Raw genomic sequence first — 18,656 nt, 5'->3', positions numbered from 1 at the left:
TGACCACCGGACAGCGCGCCGCCCGGCTGGCGGAGCCGGTCCCGTACTTCCTTCCACAGGCCGGCGCGGGTCAGGCACTCCTCGACCAGCTGGTCCTTCTCACGGCGCCCGGCGCGGACCCCGGTGAGGCGGAGTCCGGCGACCACGTTGTCGTAGATGGACATGGCCGGGAACGGGTTGGGCTTCTGGAAGACCATGCCGATGTTGCGGCGGGCGTCGGTGAGACGGCGCCCGGGCGCGTAGATGTCCTCGCCCTCGAACAGGACCTCGCCGCCGAACTGCGCGGAGGGGATCAGCTCGTGCATCCGGTTCAGAGTGCGCAGGAAGGTCGACTTGCCGCAGCCGGAAGGGCCGATGAGGGAGGTGACCTCACCGGCGGGCATGTCGAGGGAGACCCGTTCCAACACCTTGTGGGTGCCGAACCAGGCGGAGATGTTGCGGGCCTCCAGCGAGGCGGGCCCGGGAGACGGCACACCGGCCGGGGATACGGCCGGAACAGCGGGAAGGACGGCGGTGCCGGTCGTGGCGGAGTAGGTGGGGAGCGATTCGGTCGCGGCGGAGTCGGTCACGGCGGATACCTCGGAGGTCAGAGAAGGTTGGGGAGCAGCTGGGTGACCTGGCCGGCGACCTGGAGTCCCAGGACGGCCATGACAGGGGCGCACACGATCCAGGTCTGGTGTCGGCCCCACCGGTGCCAGGCCCACACCGAGGCGATCGCGACGACGACGAGGGCCTGAAGCCACATCACCAGTTCCCAGGGGACGCCGTCGGTGCTGGCGAGGGGCTGTTCGGAGTCGGGGAGCGATCCGGGCACGATGGTGGGGGGCGGGGTCTCCGAGACGCCGGACACCAGGTCGGCGTCCACGCGCAGGATGCCGGACGGCTGGTACAGGTGGCCGGTCGCGGTGACCAGGACCAGCCGTCCCTTGCCCGCGGCGGCGGGGGCCGGCGCGGGGTCGCCGGCCCGGCGGACGCCGAGGACGCGGTAGGTGGCTTTGCCCTGCCCTGTGGTGAGGGTCAGCGTGTCGCCGGCGACGAGCGTGTGCAGGTCGCCGAAGGGGCCCCCGTACGCGGCCGCACGGCCGAACAGCACGCTGGACCCGGCCTGTCCGGGCATCGGAGTGTCCCGGCGGTGGCCGGGTCCCTCGCTCAGGACGTGCGAGTCGGTGCCCTCCAGGACGGTGACGTGGTGAAGGTGAAGCCGGGGGATGTCGATCAGGGCGACCGGGGTGCCCGGAGCCAGCAGGTGGCCCTGCTGGTCGGTCTGGGCGACCGGCGCGGTGCCCTCGGCGAGGGAGGCTCGCAGCGCGTCGAACGCCGACTGCTGCGCGGCACGGTACTGGAGAGGACTGACCAGCAGGATCTGGACGACCAGGCCCAGCAGGAGGGCGGCGAGCGTCAGCAGCGTCCCGCGCGCGAGGTGCCGGGCGGCCGGGAGGCGCAGCACGGGTGTCGGCGCGCCCGGCACAGGCGTGCGGGGTGGGGTCTGTACGGCGACCGTCACGGCGGCCTGCCTCCTTCACGGGGGATTATGGGGATTGCAGGGATTTATGCGACTACGGGATGACGGGCGCCGCTCGGAGGGGTGCGCCGGAGAGGCCGCGAGGGCCTCCCCGGCGCGGTGGGTCACTTGGAGGTGATGGTGAAGTTGGCGCCGTTGCGCGCGAGGGTCGTGGAGGTACCGGTGTAGTGCGTGTGCAGCGTGTGCTTGCCCGTGCGGAGCGTCGGCAGGGTCACGACGACCTTGCCGCTCACGAGGGTGCCGGTCGCGAGGACCTTGGTGCCCTCCATGATCTGCACCTTGCCGGTGGGGACGAAGCCCGTTGCCTTGACCGTGGCGGTCACCTTGGCGTGGGCGGTGTGGCTCACCGTGGTCGGGTAGCTGGTGATGACGGTCGGGGTGGCCTTGGCCACCGTCAGCTTGACGGTGGTCGAGGACGCGCTCAGCGTGCTGCTGCCGGCGTAGGCCACCGACAGGTTGTGCGTGGTGACCGAGAGGCGGTTGGACAGCGCGACGGAGACCTTGCCGCCGCTCAGGGTGCCGGTGCCGAGGACCTTCGTACCCTCCAGGACCGTGACCTTGCCGGTCGCGGTGACGGCGTGGGTGTCGGTGACGCTCACGCTGACCTTCGGCGTGATGCCGTAGGCGACCTTCGCGGCGGTGGCCGCGGTGTGGCTGGCGTACTTGACCGGGGTGGTCACCGTGGCCGGGATACCGCCGCCGACCAGGTTGTTCGCCGTGACCGTGGCGGTGTACTTCGCGGCCTTGAGGCCGGTGAACACGAACGACTTGGTGGTGGCGGGGAAGTCCTTGTTCTGGACGGGCAGGCCGTTGGCGTCGGTCAGCACCACGCGGTAGTCGGTGACCGGCAGGCCGGTCGCCGCGGGGGCGGTCCAGGAGACGTTGAGGCTTCCGCTGCCCGTGACGGCCTTGGTCGCCGGGGTGCCCGGGAGGGCGGTGGGAAGGGTGGAGTCCTCCAGGCCGCCGAACTTGGCGTGCTTGGCGGGGTTGATGGACCCGTTGTACGGCTCGTTCACGAAACCGAACTTGGCGATTACACCCTCGGCGGTGTCCGTGGCCAGGGCGGCCTCGTGGGTGCCGTTGGTGACGAAGACGTCGAACAGCGACTTGTCGAAGAAGACGCTGGTGGGGTCGATCGCCCTGCTGGGGACGACGTTGAAGACATCGCGGCCGAAGGTCGCGTCGTTGTAGAAGTCGGTGGCGGGGGCGAGCTTGCCGTCCGTCTTCACGGCGACCGGGGAGCTGAAGGTCTGGTTGCCGGGGAGCTGGAGGCTGGCCAGGAAGGCGCCGTCCGCGATCGCCTTCTTGCTGTGATCGGGAGCGATGCCGTTGTTCTGCGCGATCCAGCTCGCCACGGAGAACGGAACCAGGTCGCCGTCGCTCTTCACGGCGTCGTCGGCCTGGTTCTCCTGGACGACGGTGGCGATCTTGTCGACCGCGGCGTCGTCGGGGACACCGATGGCGCCCAGGAAGAACTTCCGGGTGCCGGAGCCGCCCTGCGGGATGAAGGGCCTGACCTGCTGGCCGTTCACCACGGTGAGGACACCCGAGTAGATGTCGTGCAGCTGGGCGGTCGTCAGGTTCTGCAGGGCGCTGCCCTTGACGGCGACTCCGACGGCGTCCCGGGCGAACGGGATGTACGTCAGGGCCGTGCCGGAGGCGCTCGGGCCGCCGGAGGAGCGCGCGAAGTCGACCTGGTTCGTGATGCTGGCGCCGGTGCCGAACGGGACGCCCGCGAGGGAGTCCGTGAGGGCCGTGCGGCCCTTGCCGGAACCGTTGGGGCGCAGGAAGGACGGGCCGCCCTCCCGGGTGGTGATCTTCGAGTCGACGGCGCCGGTACCGGGCTCGATCGCGTCGTACGAAGCGATGCCGTCGCTGCCGGCCTTCACGGCGGTGTCGGCGTAGCTGGTGCCGTTGACGGTGTCGCCGGCCAGGGCGTTGAGTACGTCCTGCGTGGTGTCGGAACCGACGCCGACCAGCGTGCGGAAGGTGCCCGCGGGCGTGGGGTCGGCGGACGCCGGGCTGGCGAGAGCCAGGCCACCGGCCACGGCGGCGGCGGCTACAGCCGTCGCGGTGAGGCGGATTCTACGCATGGAGTTCTCCTGCTCGGAACAGTGATACGCGTGGTGACGCATGGGTTTCTGGCAAGGTGGAGCGCGCCGTCCGCCCCGACTGCCTTTCGGGGCGGGCGGTGGTCTTGGGTTTCTCAGGGGCGAAGGCGCAGCCGCCGGGGCAGGGTCAGGCGGGGCAGGACGGTGACGCTGCGGCCGCCCGGGAGGGGCAGCCGCAGCGGCAGCCGGATCCTCGACCCGCCCGCGAAGGGCGCCCCGATCGCGGCGGCGGCGCCGAGGGCGGCACCGGTCGGTATCGCGTAGCGCAGGGAGCTGCTGGGGTCCCCCGGGGTGATGCCGTTGGCGGTGGTCTCCACCGCCGCGCCGCCGCCGAAGGACGCCGCCGCGCTGGGGGACGGGCTGCCGGGCTTCCCGGTGCCGCCGGCACCGGAAGCACCCGCGACGCCCGAGGAACCGGTGCCGGCGGACGTACCGGCTCCGCCGGAGGAACCGGCGCCGCCGCCCGCCTGGTCGTCCGTGGGGTCGCCGGCGGAGGACTGGCCCTTCCAGTTGGCGATCACGGTCGCGGCCTGGCGTGCCTGGGTCCGCAGCGCCGTGGGCAGGGGTGCGTAGCCCGGAGGCAGATCACCCGGGTCGCTGCCGGTGGTCTGGCCCGACCCGGCGGCGTAGTTCAGCAGCCGGGCGTAGTCCTTGCGCGCGCCGGCCGTCAGCGCGGCGGGACGCACCGCGCCGTACACCAGCTGCGCCAGCGGGTAGGCGTCCTTCGCCTTGGCTCCGGCCGGGTCGACGGGGTGCACGGTGTCGCCGGCCGCACCCGCCGCCGCGGTGGTCAGCGTGGTCACGGTGGGTGCGGTGAACTTCCCTGCGGCGTTGCGTAGTTTGGCGCTCTGAAGGCTGTAGCGGGCGGCCGACGCGGCGTCCGTGATGCTGATCACGAAGCGCGAGCCGACGATCTGCGGGCCCACGCTCTTGTAGGCGGGCGGTACGGCGAGGGCGTCCCAGTAGGACTTCCACAGGGTGTCGGCGCGGCGGGTGCTCAGCGCGGCGGCGTGCATGTCGTCCACGTAGGGGTGGAAGTCCGTCATGCACTGCTTGCCGGCGACACCGGTCTCTGTCGGGATCAGGCACCACGGGTCGCTCTTGGGGAAGTCGTTACGGGCCAGCTCGAAGGCGAGGCCGGTGGGGTTCACGTCCGCGCTCGTACTGAAGTAGGGGTTGACGTGCATGCCCCACTCGTCGGAAACGCCGGACAGGAAGTGCCGGGCGTCCTTGTCGGAGGCGATCCACTTCCACACCGTACGAGCGGTGTCCGAATGACCGAGCGTGGTGATCAGATCCGTGTCTGTGGCCGGTGTCTCGGCGACGGAGAGGTGGGCGAACTCCGGGTTGAGGGAGAGGAATTCGGGGTCGGTGACCAGGCCGGCGGGGTTGCTCACGGCCCACTGGTAGCCCTTGGCGGCCTCCGGCGTGGACGTACCGCCCGAGGATCTGGTCACGACCGAGCCCCATACGGAGCCGCGGTACGACTCGGTGAGCAGCTTGGCGACCAGCCTGGGGGTCAGGCTGATGGACTGCACCTTGGTGCCCGAGATCCTCTGCGTGGACTCCGGGGCACCCGCTTTGGCCCTGCGCTCGATGGTGAAGCCGATGACGGCGCCGGACAGCGCGACGGGTGCGTAGGCGGTCAGACCGCCCGGTGCGGTGGTGCCGGGGTCGTCGCCGAGCGCACGGGTGGTGAAGGCGAGTCCGGCCTTGCCGTCCCGGGAGAGCCGGGCTCGGGCGTCGGGTTCACCCATCTCGGTGTAGCCGTAGACCGTGCCGGTGGGGCACAGCGCGGCCTGCCAGCTCGTCATGGCATCGGCGGCCAGCTCGCTGCCGGTGGTGGCCCGCTCGTCCGCGCCCAGGGCGCAGTTCGAGGCGACCGAGTTGAAGCCCAGCTTGATCGCGACCCGGTTCTTCCAGTTGGTGGAGGACACCGGGGAGCCGGCGTTGACCTGTGTCCTGTCGGCGTATGGCTGGCCGTCGAGGTCGAGGTGACCCTGCGGGACGATCACCAGCCAGCAGGAGCGGGGGGTGGTGACGCCGGCCTTGGTGACCGGGACGCCACAGCCGAGGTGCGGGGCCTCGTTGGCGGTCTGCACCTCGAAGAACTCCTGGCCGGTGCCGTCGGAGCTGGTGCGGGCGAAGTCGACCTCGTTGGTGGTGTTGTAGTTGAACAACGGGTTGTTCTGGGTGTTCTTGGTGATCACCGTGCCGTCGACGGACTTGAACGGCACCTCACCCTGGCCGAAGGCGCCGCCCGCTCCGTAGCTGTCGTCCTGGCCGTAATTCGACGGGTCGGCGCTGTAGGTGACGGACCTGGTGTCGTCGTAGGCGTTGCCGGGCCAGCCCCCGCGGTTGGTGGTGGGCGACGCGCCGTACTGGCACTGGGTGCGCGACGGGCCGGGGTTGCCCTTGACGGTCCCGTCGTCATCGCCCCAGCACTGCATGATCTGGACGAAGTCGGTGTTGAACAGGGCGCCGGCGAACGCGGTGGACCTCCCGCCGGTCCAGCTCACGGAGACAGCCTGGTTGGTGAGATGCGTGGTCTGGCTGACCGTGAACCTCATGTCCTTGAACTCACCGCGCCCGGACACGGTCACGGTGGAGTCCGCCACGGCGGCGGCCGGCTGGGCGGCCTGCGCCGCGACGGCACCGAGCAGGGCGCCGATCACCGCCCCCGCACCCAGGCGCAGGGTGATGCGGCGCAGACGGTTCGTGGCTGAGGTCTTCACGAGGCCGAGTCCTTTCGGGAGGCGAGTGCCCGGGACATGGCGGAAGGAAGCAGCACCAGGCCCAGCAGCACGATCGCGGTCAGCAGCATCAGGGTCTGTGCGCCGCCCCAGCCGCCACGGCCGGCCACGGTGACCGGCTCGGCGAGGTTCACGGAGCCGGCCGCGCCGCCCGACGCGACATCGCCTCCGGCACCGCCGGTGGCGCCGCCCCCGGAGGTGAGTGCCTGACCGGTGTCCGGGTCGACGGACGAGCCTCCTCCCGCACCGCCGGCTGCCGCTCCGCCGGCGGCGCCGGCCGAGCCCCCGGACGTGCCGGTGCCTCCACTGCCTTTGGTGCCGCCGGTGGCGGACGCGCCGGTGGCGCCCGAGCCGCCCTTCGCGCCGCCGCTGCCGGTGGTGCAGGCCGTTGCGCCCTTCTTGTCGCACGCACTGGGGTACGGAGCGGTCTGGGCGAGGCGGTTGCTGCCGTCGGCGCTGAAGGTGGGGTTGTTGCAGCCCTTGATGTTGATGTTCTGGGTCTTGACGCCGGGAACCCTGCGGATCTGCTCGAACCCGGCCTTGACCAGGTTGATGGGCAGCGGTGAGTAACCGAGTTTGTCGGCCTGCTGCTGCCCCTGGCACATGAAGTAGTAGGAGAAGGCGCCGAGCGTCTTGCCCTTGGCCTCGGTGAAGGTGCCCTGAGCCTTCAGCGGGAGGACCATGTAGGAGTAGCTGGACAGCGGGTAGTTGCGCCTGTCGCTGTCGTTGTAGACCCCTTCGAGCTTCTGCGTGAGGTAGTCCGGCGAACTCTTGTTGGTGTTGATCCGCGCCTTGAGGAGCGAGACCGCGACATTCTGCGCGGTCGGCTCGGTGTAGTAACCGGAGTGGTTGAGCACCTTGACGACCGGGAAGTGCGCGTTCAGCGCGTACGAGTAGTTGACGTAGCCGATCGAGCCCTCGCCGTACCCCTGTGCCACATAGCCCGCGACACCGAGGTCACCGGACTGGGCGATCATGCCGGGCACGGTCGGGAAGTACGACGTCTGGCCGCAGGCCCCGGTGCGGCCCACCTTCGCGCAGTACGTGCTCCACAGCGAGGAGTGCTGGTTGGCCATCCACTGCGTGAACTGCGCGGTGGAACCGGAGCCGTCGGACCGTACGACAGGGACGATGATGCGGTGCGGCAGCTTCATGCCGGGGTTGTCCGCGGCGATGACCGGGTCGTCCCAGTAGGAGATTGCCCGGGTATAGATCTTGGTGACCACATCGCCCGACAGCCGCAGGTTGGTGACCTTCTTGCCGCCGATGGTCAGGTGGTACATGAACACCGTGCCGCCGGCCACGATCGGCATGTACGCGTACGTACCGGGGGCCGGGTTCTCGGCCGCGGAGCCGTCGGTGGGGTGGGTCTGGAACGGGATGTCGGAGACCGCGAAGTCCACGGTTCCGTTGAGGAACTGACGGCGGCCGTCGGAGGATCCGGTACCGGAGTAACTGATCCGCATGCCGTACTGGTTGACGTCGCGGCGCCACTCGTCGACGGCGTTCTCGGCCCAGGTGGAGCCGGCCCCGGCGATCGGGGTGTAGCTGTCCGGCGCGGCGCCGACCTGTGTCACCGGGCCGAGCAGGATCGAGGCGAGCACGCCGAACACCATGGTCAGGGTGAGCCAGGCGCGGGGTGCGAAATGGCTGGGCATCAGTCGTTCACTCCGGATACGGACGCGGGGGCGGCGGGGTCCCCGCCGGGAAGGATCGGGGCGGGGTCGTGCAGGTCCTCGAAACGCCGGGTGTCACGGAGTGAGGCACGGGCGGTACGCCGTGCCTGCCGCTTGTTCTGCTGACCGGGGCCGCGGCCACCGAGGACGCGGGCCACCGCGAAGAGCACCAGGACGAGCGCCATCAGTACGGCAGCGGCGCCGAACCCGCGGGCGATCATCGTGGGCTCGGGCGACTTGATGAAGGAGAAGACCGCGAGCGGCAGCGACACCATCGGGCCGGAGGTCGGGTCGGCGTTCAGGGCGGCGGTGAAGCCCGCGGTGAGCAGGACCGGTGAGGTCTCGCCGATGCCGCGCGCGGTGCCCAGGATCACCGCGGTGGCCAGGCCGGAACGTGCGGTCGGCAGGATGACGTGCCATACGGTCCGCATCCGCGGCGCGCCCAGCGCCTCGGCGGCCTCGGTGAGGTTACCGGGGACGAGTCGCAGGACGACGTCCGCCGCCCGGATGACGATCGGCAGCATCATCACGCTGATCGCGAACCCGGCCGCGAGACCGGACTTCTGGAGTCCGAGGCCGAGGATCCAGATCGCGTACACCATCAGGCCGGCGACGATGGACGGCAGCGCCGTCATGGCCTCGACGATGGTGCGTACGAAGCGGGCGAAGCGGCCGGTGATCTGGTTGAGGTAGACCGCGCAGGCCAGCCCCAGCGGGACGGTGATGGCGAGCGCGATGCTGATCATAATGAGCGTGCCGAGCATCGCGTGGGCGATCCCGCCCTTGGACAGCGGGTCCAGAGGTCCCGCCGCCTGCATGTCCTCAGTGAAGAAGTTCAGGTGGGGCAGCGCGTCGCGGCCTCGGTAGAGGGTGAAGCCGACCACCAGGACGAGCGCGAGGAACATCAGGCCGGCCGCCGACCACAGGACCACGGTCATCAGCCGGTCGCGGACGGCAGGGCCGTCCTCCTCCAGTCCGGTCAGCACCGCGTAGATGCCGAGGAACACCAAGTAGGCGACGACGGCGAAGCCCAGCGCCCCGGACAGGGGCGCGAGTTCACCGAACAGCAGCACCGCGACGCACAGGCCCGCGGCCGCGGCACCGCACAGCGCGAGCACGCCGTTGCGGGTGACGCCGCCGATGCGGCGGGGCCGGTCTTCGACGACCGCCGCGACGGTCGGCGCCGGCTCGGACGCGGTCGCCTCGACGGTCGTGGGGGTGTTTTCAAGGACGGTCATGTCAGCCCTCGCTCTGGGCACCGGAACGGGACCGGGCCACGATCGAAGAGGCGGTGAAGTTGACCGCCAGGGTGAGCAGGAAGAGCGCCAGGCCCGCCGCCATCAGCGCCGACATGCCGAAGTCGGAAGCGTCCCCGTAGTGCAGGGCGATCAGCGAGGAAACCGAGTTGGCTCCGGTCTGCAGGATGTGCGGCTGAATGGTGAAGACCGGGGAGATGATCAGGTAGACCGCGATGGTCTCACCGAGCGCCCGGCCGAGCCCCAGCATGGTGCCGCCGATGATTCCGCCCTTGCCGTAGGGGATGACGACCGTACGGATCACTCCCCAGCGGGTGGACCCGAGCGCGTACGCCCCTTCCCGCTCCCCCGCGGGGGCCTGCGAGAACACCTCGCGCATCACCGAGCACATGATCGGCGCGACCATCAGCGCGACCACGATGCCCGCGATGAACGAGGAGGCCGTGTAGACGCTCGTGGAGGCGAGCGGCTGGTCCGCCTCCACGCCGTCCACCTGCAGGAAGGGGACCCAGCCGAACCAGGTCGACAGCCAGCGCGTCAGGCCGATCACGTGCTGCTGGAAAAAGAACAGGCCCCAGAGCCCGTAGACCACCGACGGCACAGCGGCCATCAGGTCGACCATCGCGATCAGCGTCCTGCGGAGCTTCAGCGGCGCCACGTCGGAGATGAACAGCGCGGTGCCCAGCGCCAGCGGTACCGCCACCACGACCGCCACGGCTGCGATCAGCAGGGTGCCGGTGAGTACGGCGGCGATACCGAACTTATGGACGTCCGGCTGCCATTGGGCCGTCGTCAAGAAGGAGAAGCCGGTGGCGCGCAGCGCCTGCGCCGCCCTCACCAGAAGGAACACTCCGACCGCCGCCATGATCGCGAGCACCACGACGCCCGCCGTGGTCAACTGCCAGCGGAAGACGCGGTCTCCGAGCCCTCGGGCAGCATCCAGCCGCCGCGGGGCATCGTCGTCCGACGGTCTGCCAGATATGTCCGACCCCGCTTCTGCGGTAGCCATCCTCGACCCCCAACCTGGGTGCCACACACCGCGCGTGGCGAAAAGAGGCGCATGGCCTCGACCAAACGGGCAACGCGCTTGAGCCAGATTGAATGGCTTGATCATGTCGCCGCCCGCCCGCAAATGTGATCAGAATGCGAACATCAGATGGTTATATGGTGCAGGAGGATCATGCGATGGGTCGACCGAATTGCCCCAAGTCGACCGCAATGCAATGGATGTTGAGCCGTTTCGCCTCCACGAGCTCCACACAGAGTCATGGTGACGAAAGAGGTTCAACGGCGCTGTTCGCGGGGTGCGACCGGCCGGACACATGGCTCGACTTCGCTGTTCAGGACCGCACGGGCACCGTGCTGGCCGAGCATCGGAAGCTTGACGCCGGCAGCTCCAACCCGCTGTCCGACTCCGCCGAGGTCCTGGCTCCGTCCACGTCGACGCGACCCGTACCGCGCTGCACCGCAGCGCGCTGGGTACCGTCGCCCACACGCACCGAGCCGCGGTAGCGACGCGTACAGCGGCCGTCGGCCAGCCGGGATGCCGGAGGGCCGCGTCCAGCTCGATCCCGGACCTGAAGGACGCGGAGGGGGCGGCCATCGGGCATGTGGGAGCGGGAGAAGGTACGCGGTGCCGGGAGCGGGGCCCCTCGACCGCAGTACGACCCTCTCTCGCGGACTCTCGCTCAGCGTGAGGAGGCAAGAGCTGCGGAGCTGACGGCAGGGGGATGTGCACCAGCGCGATGACGGTGCGGCGGATGCGCGCCCGTTATCGGAAGGGCGGGGTGTGGGGGCTGGTGGACCAGCGGGCTGCTCGGCCGCATTCACCGACAGGAGGCACAGACGAGCGTGTGGTGGCGGCCCTGGCACAGGTGCTGGAGGAGCAGCAGGAGCGGTCTACCGGCCCCCTCTCAGTGCACGAGACATTTTCTGAGTTTGGGGCGGGAGGGCCGTCGGGCCTTGACCCGGAATCCTGGACACGGGCTTATGCGGCTTCGGCCAGGTTAGTTGATGTTGTTCCGAGTCCCGTCGCCGCCAAGGCGTCGACGACGAGGTCGGCACGCATATGGTCGGCGATCGCCCAGCCCGCCAGCCGGCGCGAACAGAGATCGATCGCGGTCGTCAGGTAGAGGAACGTCCCGCCGGCCAGCGGGAGATAGATGATGTCGCCGACGTACTTGCTGTTCACGGACTCGGCAGAGAAGTCCCGCCCGATCAGGTCCGCTGCCTTCACGGCAGCCGGGTCGGGAATCGTGGTGCGGTGCTTGCGGCGTAGCCGCAGCCCGGCGAGCCCGATCGTCCGCATGAGACGGGCGACGCGCTTGTGGTTGGCACGCTCACCGTCGTCGCGGAGCTCGGCGGTGATCCTCAAGGCGCCGTAAGTACCGTCCGATTCGCGGTGCGCGGCCCGTATCCGGGCCGCGAGCTTCGCGTCGGCCACCTGGCGGGCCGCCCTCGCGGCCGTGGTGCGGCGCCAGTAGTAGAAGCTCGAGCGGGCGATACCGAGCACGGTGCACAGCCGTTTCACGCCGAAACGGCGCCGGTGGTCGGCGACGAACTGTTGAGTAGCCGAGGGGGATTTCACCCCTCGGCTCTCACAGAACCGTGCGTAACAATCGCCCGTTACACGGCTCTTGCGTTCTGGCCATCAGAGCCGCATCGCCCCAGTGACATGGCGCCAGTGCGCGAACATGCGGGGGTATCGACGAGTGAAGTTCCCCCGCTGAGCTGGACAGCCTGATACTGGGACGGAATGTCCCGGAGGAAGCAGTTCCAGGTAGTGAGCAAGAAGAGCAACATGAGCAAGCGGTACACGGCCGAGTTCAAGCGCGACGCGGTCGCGTTGGTGCACGCGTCAGGGAAGACGATCACCGAGGTTGCCCGGGAGATCGGCGTCAGCGCCGTGTAGGAACGCCACCGGTTCCGTCGCCCCGTCAAATGACTTACGACCTCGGGGGAAATTGAGGTCGGGACGTGCTGGCCTGGCGGTTCGGCTGGTGTGTGATCAGCAGGCGCCGTTGCGGACGAGGATGAGTGCGGTGCTCGTCCGGCGCCGGGTGGGCCGCTGTGCGGAGCGGTCGGAGACCAGGCCAGCGATCGCCAGGTGGGTCTCCTCGTAGATTTCGCGGCGTCCGGTAAAGCGTCGCAGGGGTGCCCACTGCCGCAGCTCGGCGTTGGTGTGCTCGACACAGATCCGGGCCGAGGACTGCTGCCGCCGCGCCTCGTGCCAGGCCCGCTTGTCACCGTCGCACGCCTCGTTCTTCGGCTTCTTGGGCGGGGCGGTGACCTGGCGGGGAAACTCCTTGGCCAGCCCGGCATACCCGGCGTCGACCTGGGACTTCACCGAGGGGTGGAGTCGGAGCTGTTCGGCGATGCCCTCGGTGCGCAGGGCCGTCTGGTCGTGCATCCGGCCGGGCCGGGCCACCCCGGACAGCAGCATGCGGCCCTGCCCGTCGCTGAACGTGGTGGTCTTGATCGTGTTCTGTCGGCGCTTGCCCGAGACGAAGGCCCGCCGCCCGGGTCGGCCCGCCCGCGGGCGTCTGACCTGGGTCTCGGCGCCGTCGAGCCGAAGCTCGACGTCCTCGGCCTCGGCGTAGGCGAAGACGTCCTCCAGTGTCCGTAGCCGCACTCCAGGCCGGTCGGGCACTGCGAAGCCCCGGGCCGCAAGCAACGGCCACACCTGCCGAATCACCGTCGAGACGGTCGAGCGGTCGACGCCGTACAGCTCGGCCAGGACCTCGTGCGGCAGTTGATGGCGCAGGTGCACCAGGGTGAGAAGCAGCCGGTCGCAGAAGACCAGCTTCGGCTTGCGCCCGGCGCCGGCCGCCCTGCGGCGTTCCCCACCTCGGGCTTCGCGAAGTCCGGACTGCCGCGCGGCCTCCCACGGGGCGGCGAGTTCGGCGAACAACTCGCCGAAGTGTGCGCGGGAGACACCGGACAGGGCAGGATGGGAGCAGGCCGCGCGGGCCCAGGTCAGCTTCACAACTCACCCAACCCGCACGGCCCTTGCTACGGCACGACCAAATCAGCTGGAACGTCGCTGCGAGCGGCAACCACTTCACATGGGCTCAACCAGAGCCGCCCGCCACTCCGGGCGCGGATCAGCCCCAACACTCGTCCAGTACTCCCGGCCACGCACGATCCGTCCCTGCTGGATGGTCCAGAACGAGGCCACGCGGAACACGCCGAACTCGTCATGCGGCACCTCGACCTCGGAGACCACCTCGCTGCCGTCAGCCACGATCCGCAGCACCCGAATCGACCAGCCCCCCGGGTATTCGCTGTTCACCGCGACGAAGTTCTTGCTGCCAACGATGCGCTCCGCGCTGACCGGCCACTCGACCACGACGTCCTCTGCGACCAAGTCGGCGACACCTGACCAATCGCGTGCCTGGATCCGATCCCACAATGCCTCAATCACTCCCGAAGGTTCCATGGGGGCACCCTTGCATGAACCACTGACACCCCGGCCCTGGGAGCCCAGGGGCGACCTGGCACATCGCCCCTCAAGCAGCCGCCCCCTCCCAACGGGGCACCGTGTCCGTCGGAGATCAAGTGACATTTGGACCCAGGCGAATCAACAGAAGGGCGCGTCCGCTGCGTTAGCCCAGAAGACAAGGAACGACCACGTCTGGGCTCCAATGCGTCCGTCTACGACGATCTCCGCGCAACGCTGGAACTGCCTCGTTGCGGCGGCTGTGGCCGGACCAAAGTCCCCGTCTTCGTCCAAGCCGGCGTTGATAGCGTAGTTCAGATAGCACTGGGCTTGCTCGACTGCACTCCCTGAGGAGCCCTGCCTGAGGGTTGGACGGAGATCGGTGTAGTTGCAAACATCGTTCGGCCCTGGGGCAGCAGGCTTTTTAGGCAGGGCCGCCCCCGTCACTGAAAGGTGCCGCTGACCTGCGAGTTTCTACGTCGCATGATCGGGGGCACCATCCTGGGACGAGCGGGTACGCAGCTCGGTGTCGGTGACAGTGGGCACGACGATGAGGGTTCGCGATCAGTGCTCGGGTGCCTGACTTCAGGTTGCCGTAACGGACCTTGCTCCGCGGAACTCCGCCCAGCGTTCGGAACACGTGCACGTGACCTTCGAAGAAGGCCTCCTGGACTTCGGAGTGCGCGGCGTCGCCGCCGACCGCTCCAGATGCCGCCACCAGGTCGGGGACGCACCATGGGAAGTGGAAGATCCTCGACTACCTCGGGATCACCAATGGCAAAGCATCTCGGACGTCACTGTACGAACAGGCCTCCTGTTGAGGCGGCGGGAGCCAAAGTCTGCACGATGTGCGACGCCCCCGCGGCCGGCCGCCCTTACGGCCACCAGGTGAAAGCAGCGGGTTGCTGCTGCGCGTGCGGCGGGCTTGTGCCCACGGCGCTTGAACTTACTGACACAGACCACGGGGGGATGCACGGCCTGCCGGGAGCGTCCAGGCGTCGGCCCGCTGAGTCGGGTATCGACCGTCGTCGCTTTCCCGTGCTGGCGATGGCCGCGTCGGCGCTTGTCGTCGTGCTCATCGGTGTGGGCGCGTTTCTCGGTGTGGCTCGGCTGACGCTCTCAGCCACCGGGCCATCAGGGGACGTGGCGGCACGGTCAGTTCAGGTTCCGGCGACTGCTCAGCCGGCGGGCTTTGCATCGGCCCAGCAACTCGCTGGTCCCCTGGCGGTGTTGCCAGCTCAAGCCGATCCAGAGCCCGCTGATGTGGTGAGGGCGTACTTCAGCGCTGTCAACGACGGTGAGTACGTTGCCGCGTGGGCGCTTGGCGGGAAGAACATCGTCGGAGGGACCTACGACGACTTTGTGCCGTCGTTCGCAGATACGACCTATGACGATGTAACCGTCAACTCCGTAGTCGGCGAGAGAGTCGAGGTTGAGCTTGATGCGACACAGACGGATGGTTCGCATCGCTTCTTCGCCGGTACCTACACCGTACAAGACGGAGTGATCGTCGATGCGGACATCTACCGTGAATAGCAGTCATATCGACCCTCACTCACCGTTCCTGGACAGCAAAGCGGCTGGATGGCCCCGACGCCAGGTATTGGCGGACTGGTCCGCCTGTGTGTAACGAGCACCATTGGCGTTCCACGACCGTGGGGTGTGCGAGAGGGGGCGCGGATAGGGGTAGCGATGGACATCCATGACGACTCTCCCGGTCCTGAAGATGGAAGCTCAGGCGAGATCGACCCGGCCAAGAACCCATCTCCCGCGGCGGCCGAGGGACGGCTGTTGGCCGGACGATACCTACTCGTTGAGCAAATCGGCCGCGGTGGAATGGGCATGGTCTGGCGAGCTCAGGACCAGCTACTGGACCGCGAGGTCGCCGTGAAGGAACTGACCGTCACCGGCCTGCCGCACGAAGAACTCGCAGTCCTGCATGCTCGCATGCAGCAGGAGGCCCGGGCCGCGGCACGGATCAAGCACCCCGGTGTCGTCACAGTGTTCGATGTGCTGGAACAGGATGACCGACCGTGGATCGTCATGGAGCTGATCGACGGTCGCTCACTTGCCGACGTCATCGCCGATGAGGGGACGCTGCTGCCGCGTGACGCTGCCCGGCTCGGGGCGCAGGTGCTGTCGGCACTGGACCGGGCTCATCAGCTCGGGGTGCTGCACCGTGACGTCAAGCCCGCCAACGTACTCCTCGAGCGCGGAGGCCGGGTGGTGCTCACCGATTTCGGCATCGCCCTCCTCGAGGGTTCCACTGGTCTCACCCGTACCGGCGACGTCGTCGGTTCGCCCGATTACCTCGCCCCGGAGCGCGTCACGGGTCATCGGCCGGGCGCGGAATCCGACCTGTGGTCATTGGGCGTCACCTTGTACGCCGCGGTGGAGGGTCAGTCGCCGTTCCGCCGTACGTCGACCGTGAGCACCCTTCAAGCGGTGGTAGCTGAGGAGCTCCCGGAGCCCTGCCACGCCGGCTCACTTGCCCCGGTCATCAAGGCGCTGCTGCGCAAGGACCCCAGCGAGCGGCCCACCGCCGTCCAGGCCCAGCGCATGCTCGAGGACGTGGCCGGTGGGCTGCCGGCCAACCCGGCAGAACCGAGCGTTGTGCATCCCCCCACGCAGCTGGTGCCGCCCGCGGAGCTGGATTCTGGAGACGCCGAGTTCGCCCGGCACCCCACCCAGTCGACGCCGCCGACACCACTGCCGTCGCGCGGCGTCGACGCGCGCCCAGAGCCGTCGCAGGCAGGGACGGATGACGGTCACCAGGCGGATACGCCACCGACAGTGCCGGCCCCGTCCTCAAGGGGCGCGAGTGGCAGGCGGCGCGGGCGGCGCGTCGGACTACTGATCGCCTTGGCAGTTGTGCTGGCCGCCCTCGTCGGCGGGTTGGCATGGGCACTTGCCTCCCAAGGAGGCAGTTCGCCGCCACCGACCGCGCCAACTGCCGCGGCCTCCAGCCATCCCCCAGCATCTACAAGCGCCACCCAAGGAGGCAGTTCGCCGCCACCGACCGCGCCAACTGCCGCGGCCTCCAGCCATCCCCCAGCATCTACAAGCGCCTCCCCGAGCCATCCGACGGCCGCGGGTCAGGCGAAGTCCCTGGACCTGCTGCTCGACCGCAGTGCGGAGTCCCGGCAGAAGGTCGTGAGCGCGGTGAGCGCCGTCGAGGCTTGCTCGTCCCCGGACTCTGTTTCCGCAGCCCGCGCAGCCCTGAGAGATGCTGCAGACGAGCGCTCGACACTCATCGGCGAGCTCGATGCGCTGGACCTGTCCCAGATCCCCGGCAGCGCCCAGGCGACAGAGCAATTGCGTGCTGCCTGGCAGCACAGTGCAGACGCGGATGCCGCGTACGCATCGTGGGCGGGCCGCATGGCGAACGGCGTCTGTGCTCCGGGCAGCGCACCGCACGACAAGAACTGGACAGCAGGCCTCCATGCCAGCTCCCAGGCAGCCTCCGCGAAGAAGGCCTTCGCCCGGATGTGGAATCCGATCGTCGAGCAGTATGGCCTTCAGACCAGGGCCCCGAATCGGATCTGATCGGAACATGTCCGGAGCGCCTGACTACGACCCTTAGGACGTGTTTGAGATGTTGATCAAGGTCAACACCGTTGCGTTTGAGCCTTGAGTCGCAGGTCAAGCCCTGGTGAATGACGCAACGGGACGTCCTGATAGATCAGCTTGTGTCGAGCAAGAAGATCATCGGGAGTCCCGTTGCAGGAGAAGTCTGTCATCACGCGCACGGTCGAGGCTGCCGGGGGTGTGTACGCGCCCGGCCACTTGGGCGAGTTGACCCAGATCGTGGACTTCGTACTGGTGGACTCGGTGATCGAGGAGACCGGGTCACGTGAGAAGCGGCTGCGGCTGCTGCCGTCCCGGGTCGTGGTCTACTTCGTCCTCGCGCTGGCCCTGTTCGAGGACTGCTCCTATCGGGGCGTGTGGGGCAAGTTGACGGCAGGGCTGGAGGGACTGCCGTTGGTGCGCCCGGCGGTCTCCTCGCTGTCCAGGGCCCGACGGCGAATAGGAGCGGCACCGCTGCGGCGGCTGTTCGAGATCCTCGCCGGGCCCGTTGCCCACCTCGGGCAGGCCGGTTCGTTCTATCGAGGGCTTCGGACCGTGGCCGTGGACGGCACCTTGCTGCACGTGCCCGATGAGGAGGCGCTCACCTGGCGCTATCCCAAGCGAGCGGGCGAGAGCGTGGAGTTCGGCTACCCGCTGCTGCGACTCGTGGTCCTGGTCGAGTGTGGCACCCGTGCCGTGTTGGCCGCCGCGTTCGGCCCCGAGAGTGACGGTGAACTCACCTACGCAGGCCGCCTGTTGAGTGTGCTGGACCGCACGATGCTCCTGCTGGCCGATGCCGGCTTCGATGGAGCCGAGTTCGCCCGGGACGTCCAGGCCACCGGCGCCCAGTTCCTGGTGCGCTCCTCCGCCCGCCGGATACCCACCCCTTTCCGGCACCTGGGCGACGGCTCCTACCTGGCCCGGATCGGCTACGGCGTCCTGCCCGTCCTGCTGACCGTCCGCGTCATCGAGGCGTCCGTCACCGCAACCCTGGCCGATGGCACTGTCCGCACCGAGCAGTGGCGCCTGCTCACCAGCCTCCTCGACCCGCTCGCCCACCCAGCCGCCGGGCTCGTGGGTCTCTACCACGAGCGGTGGCAGTCGGAGACAACGTATTTCTCGATCAAGGCGACCATGCTGGATGGCCGTGTCCTGCGCTCCCACAGCCTGACCGGCCTCGACCAGGAGGTCTACGCCCTGCTCACCACCTACCAGGCCCTGATCCGCGCCGCCGCCGACACCGCCTGCACCCGGCCCGGCCTGGACATGGACCGCATCAGCTTCACCGTCCTGCAGACCACCGCCGCCGACACCGTCACCACCGCGACCGGAA

14 protein-coding genes and 1 pseudogene are annotated in these 18,656 nt (G+C 69.0%); 4 read left to right on the top strand and 11 right to left on the bottom strand.

The genetic code is table 11. From position 1 onward, the window contains the following. The 8 genes and pseudogenes from ABZV38_RS35105 to ABZV38_RS35070 form a co-directional block, all read right to left on the bottom strand. The coding region (locus ABZV38_RS35105; RefSeq protein WP_356332509.1) for an ATP-binding cassette domain-containing protein at positions 1-569 on the bottom strand (569 nt) is incomplete at its 3' end. Positions 570-586: 17 nt separating this feature from the next. Further along, a complete protein-coding gene (locus tag ABZV38_RS35100) occupies positions 587-1,504 on the bottom strand; it encodes a class E sortase (RefSeq protein ID WP_356332508.1) in 918 nt (305 codons plus the stop codon). A gap of 122 nt (positions 1,505-1,626) precedes the next feature. Next, positions 1,627-3,615, bottom strand: coding sequence for an Ig-like domain repeat protein (locus tag ABZV38_RS35095; protein ID WP_356332507.1), 1,989 nt, complete (start codon positions 3,613-3,615; stop codon positions 1,627-1,629). Between the two features lie 113 nt (positions 3,616-3,728). After that, positions 3,729-6,368: a hypothetical protein gene (locus tag ABZV38_RS35090; protein ID WP_356332506.1), complete on the bottom strand. Its 2,640-nt coding sequence runs from the start codon at positions 6,366-6,368 to the stop codon at positions 3,729-3,731. Beyond that, positions 6,365-8,044 (bottom strand): phosphate ABC transporter substrate-binding protein PstS, encoded by a 1,680-nt coding sequence (locus tag ABZV38_RS35085; RefSeq protein WP_356332505.1) that lies wholly within the window; start codon positions 8,042-8,044, stop codon positions 6,365-6,367. The genes ABZV38_RS35090 and ABZV38_RS35085 overlap by 4 nt, the downstream gene beginning before the upstream one ends. After that, positions 8,044-9,300, bottom strand: coding sequence for a phosphate ABC transporter permease PstA (pstA, locus tag ABZV38_RS35080; protein WP_356332504.1), 1,257 nt, complete (start codon positions 9,298-9,300; stop codon positions 8,044-8,046). The genes ABZV38_RS35085 and pstA overlap by 1 nt, the downstream gene beginning before the upstream one ends. Position 9,301: 1 nt before the next feature. After that, positions 9,302-10,327, bottom strand: a complete 1,026-nt coding sequence (gene pstC, locus ABZV38_RS35075; protein WP_356332503.1) for a phosphate ABC transporter permease subunit PstC — start codon at positions 10,325-10,327, stop codon at positions 9,302-9,304. Between the two features lie 1,029 nt (positions 10,328-11,356). After that, positions 11,357-11,848: pseudogene (locus ABZV38_RS35070) on the bottom strand (IS3 family transposase); the annotation flags it as partial. Between the two features lie 225 nt (positions 11,849-12,073). Between ABZV38_RS35070 and ABZV38_RS35065 the strand changes: the two are divergent. Further along, the gene (locus ABZV38_RS35065) at positions 12,074-12,229 is read left to right on the top strand and encodes a transposase (protein WP_356332502.1); all 156 of its coding nucleotides are present in this window, start codon (positions 12,074-12,076) and stop codon (positions 12,227-12,229) included. A 96-nt stretch (positions 12,230-12,325) separates the two neighbouring features. On the opposite strand, the gene ABZV38_RS35060 is transcribed toward ABZV38_RS35065, so the two are convergent. From ABZV38_RS35060 to ABZV38_RS35050, 3 genes are all read right to left on the bottom strand, one after another. Further along, on the bottom strand, positions 12,326-13,303 hold the full coding sequence (locus tag ABZV38_RS35060) for a transposase family protein (protein WP_356332501.1): 978 nt from the start codon (positions 13,301-13,303) through the stop codon (positions 12,326-12,328). A gap of 75 nt (positions 13,304-13,378) precedes the next feature. Beyond that, positions 13,379-13,756, bottom strand: coding sequence for a nuclear transport factor 2 family protein (locus ABZV38_RS35055; RefSeq protein WP_037691843.1), 378 nt, complete (start codon positions 13,754-13,756; stop codon positions 13,379-13,381). A gap of 141 nt (positions 13,757-13,897) precedes the next feature. Then, a complete protein-coding gene (locus ABZV38_RS35050; RefSeq protein WP_356332500.1) occupies positions 13,898-14,203 on the bottom strand; it encodes a peptidoglycan-binding domain-containing protein in 306 nt (101 codons plus the stop codon). Positions 14,204-14,803: 600 nt separating this feature from the next. Between ABZV38_RS35050 and ABZV38_RS35045 the strand changes: the two genes are divergently transcribed. The 3 genes from ABZV38_RS35045 to ABZV38_RS35035 form a co-directional block, all read left to right on the top strand. Next, a complete protein-coding gene (locus tag ABZV38_RS35045; protein WP_356332499.1) occupies positions 14,804-15,292 on the top strand; it encodes a hypothetical protein in 489 nt (162 codons plus the stop codon). Positions 15,293-15,547: 255 nt separating this feature from the next. Next, positions 15,548-17,302, top strand: a complete 1,755-nt coding sequence (locus ABZV38_RS35040) for a serine/threonine-protein kinase (protein WP_356332498.1) — start codon at positions 15,548-15,550, stop codon at positions 17,300-17,302. 174 nt (positions 17,303-17,476) lie between these two features. Beyond that, on the top strand, positions 17,477-18,656 hold a 1,180-nt coding region (locus ABZV38_RS35035; RefSeq protein ID WP_356332497.1), incomplete at its 3' end, for an IS4 family transposase.

Source organism: Streptomyces sp. NPDC005181 (assembly GCF_040608395.1).
Classification (GTDB): domain Bacteria; phylum Actinomycetota; class Actinomycetes; order Streptomycetales; family Streptomycetaceae; genus Streptomyces.
Note: the sequence above shows the minus strand (reverse complement) of the source record. Positions and strands in the feature narration are given on the sequence as shown.

Bases quoted from the DNA above. Each gene is read 5' to 3' on its own strand.
- ABZV38_RS35095 (WP_356332507.1), bottom strand. From the start codon at position 3,615: ATGCGTAGAATCCGCCTCACCGCGACGGCTGTAGCCGCCGCCGCCGTG.
- ABZV38_RS35085 (WP_356332505.1), bottom strand. From the start codon at position 8,044: ATGCCCAGCCATTTCGCACCCCGCGCCTGGCTCACCCTGACCATGGTG.
- pstA (WP_356332504.1), bottom strand. From the start codon at position 9,300: ATGACCGTCCTTGAAAACACCCCCACGACCGTCGAGGCGACCGCGTCC.
- pstC (WP_356332503.1), bottom strand. From the start codon at position 10,327: ATGGCTACCGCAGAAGCGGGGTCGGACATATCTGGCAGACCGTCGGAC.
- ABZV38_RS35065 (WP_356332502.1), top strand. From the start codon at position 12,074: ATGTCCCGGAGGAAGCAGTTCCAGGTAGTGAGCAAGAAGAGCAACATG.
- ABZV38_RS35055 (WP_037691843.1), bottom strand. From the start codon at position 13,756: ATGGAACCTTCGGGAGTGATTGAGGCATTGTGGGATCGGATCCAGGCA.
- ABZV38_RS35045 (WP_356332499.1), top strand. From the start codon at position 14,804: ATGGCCGCGTCGGCGCTTGTCGTCGTGCTCATCGGTGTGGGCGCGTTT.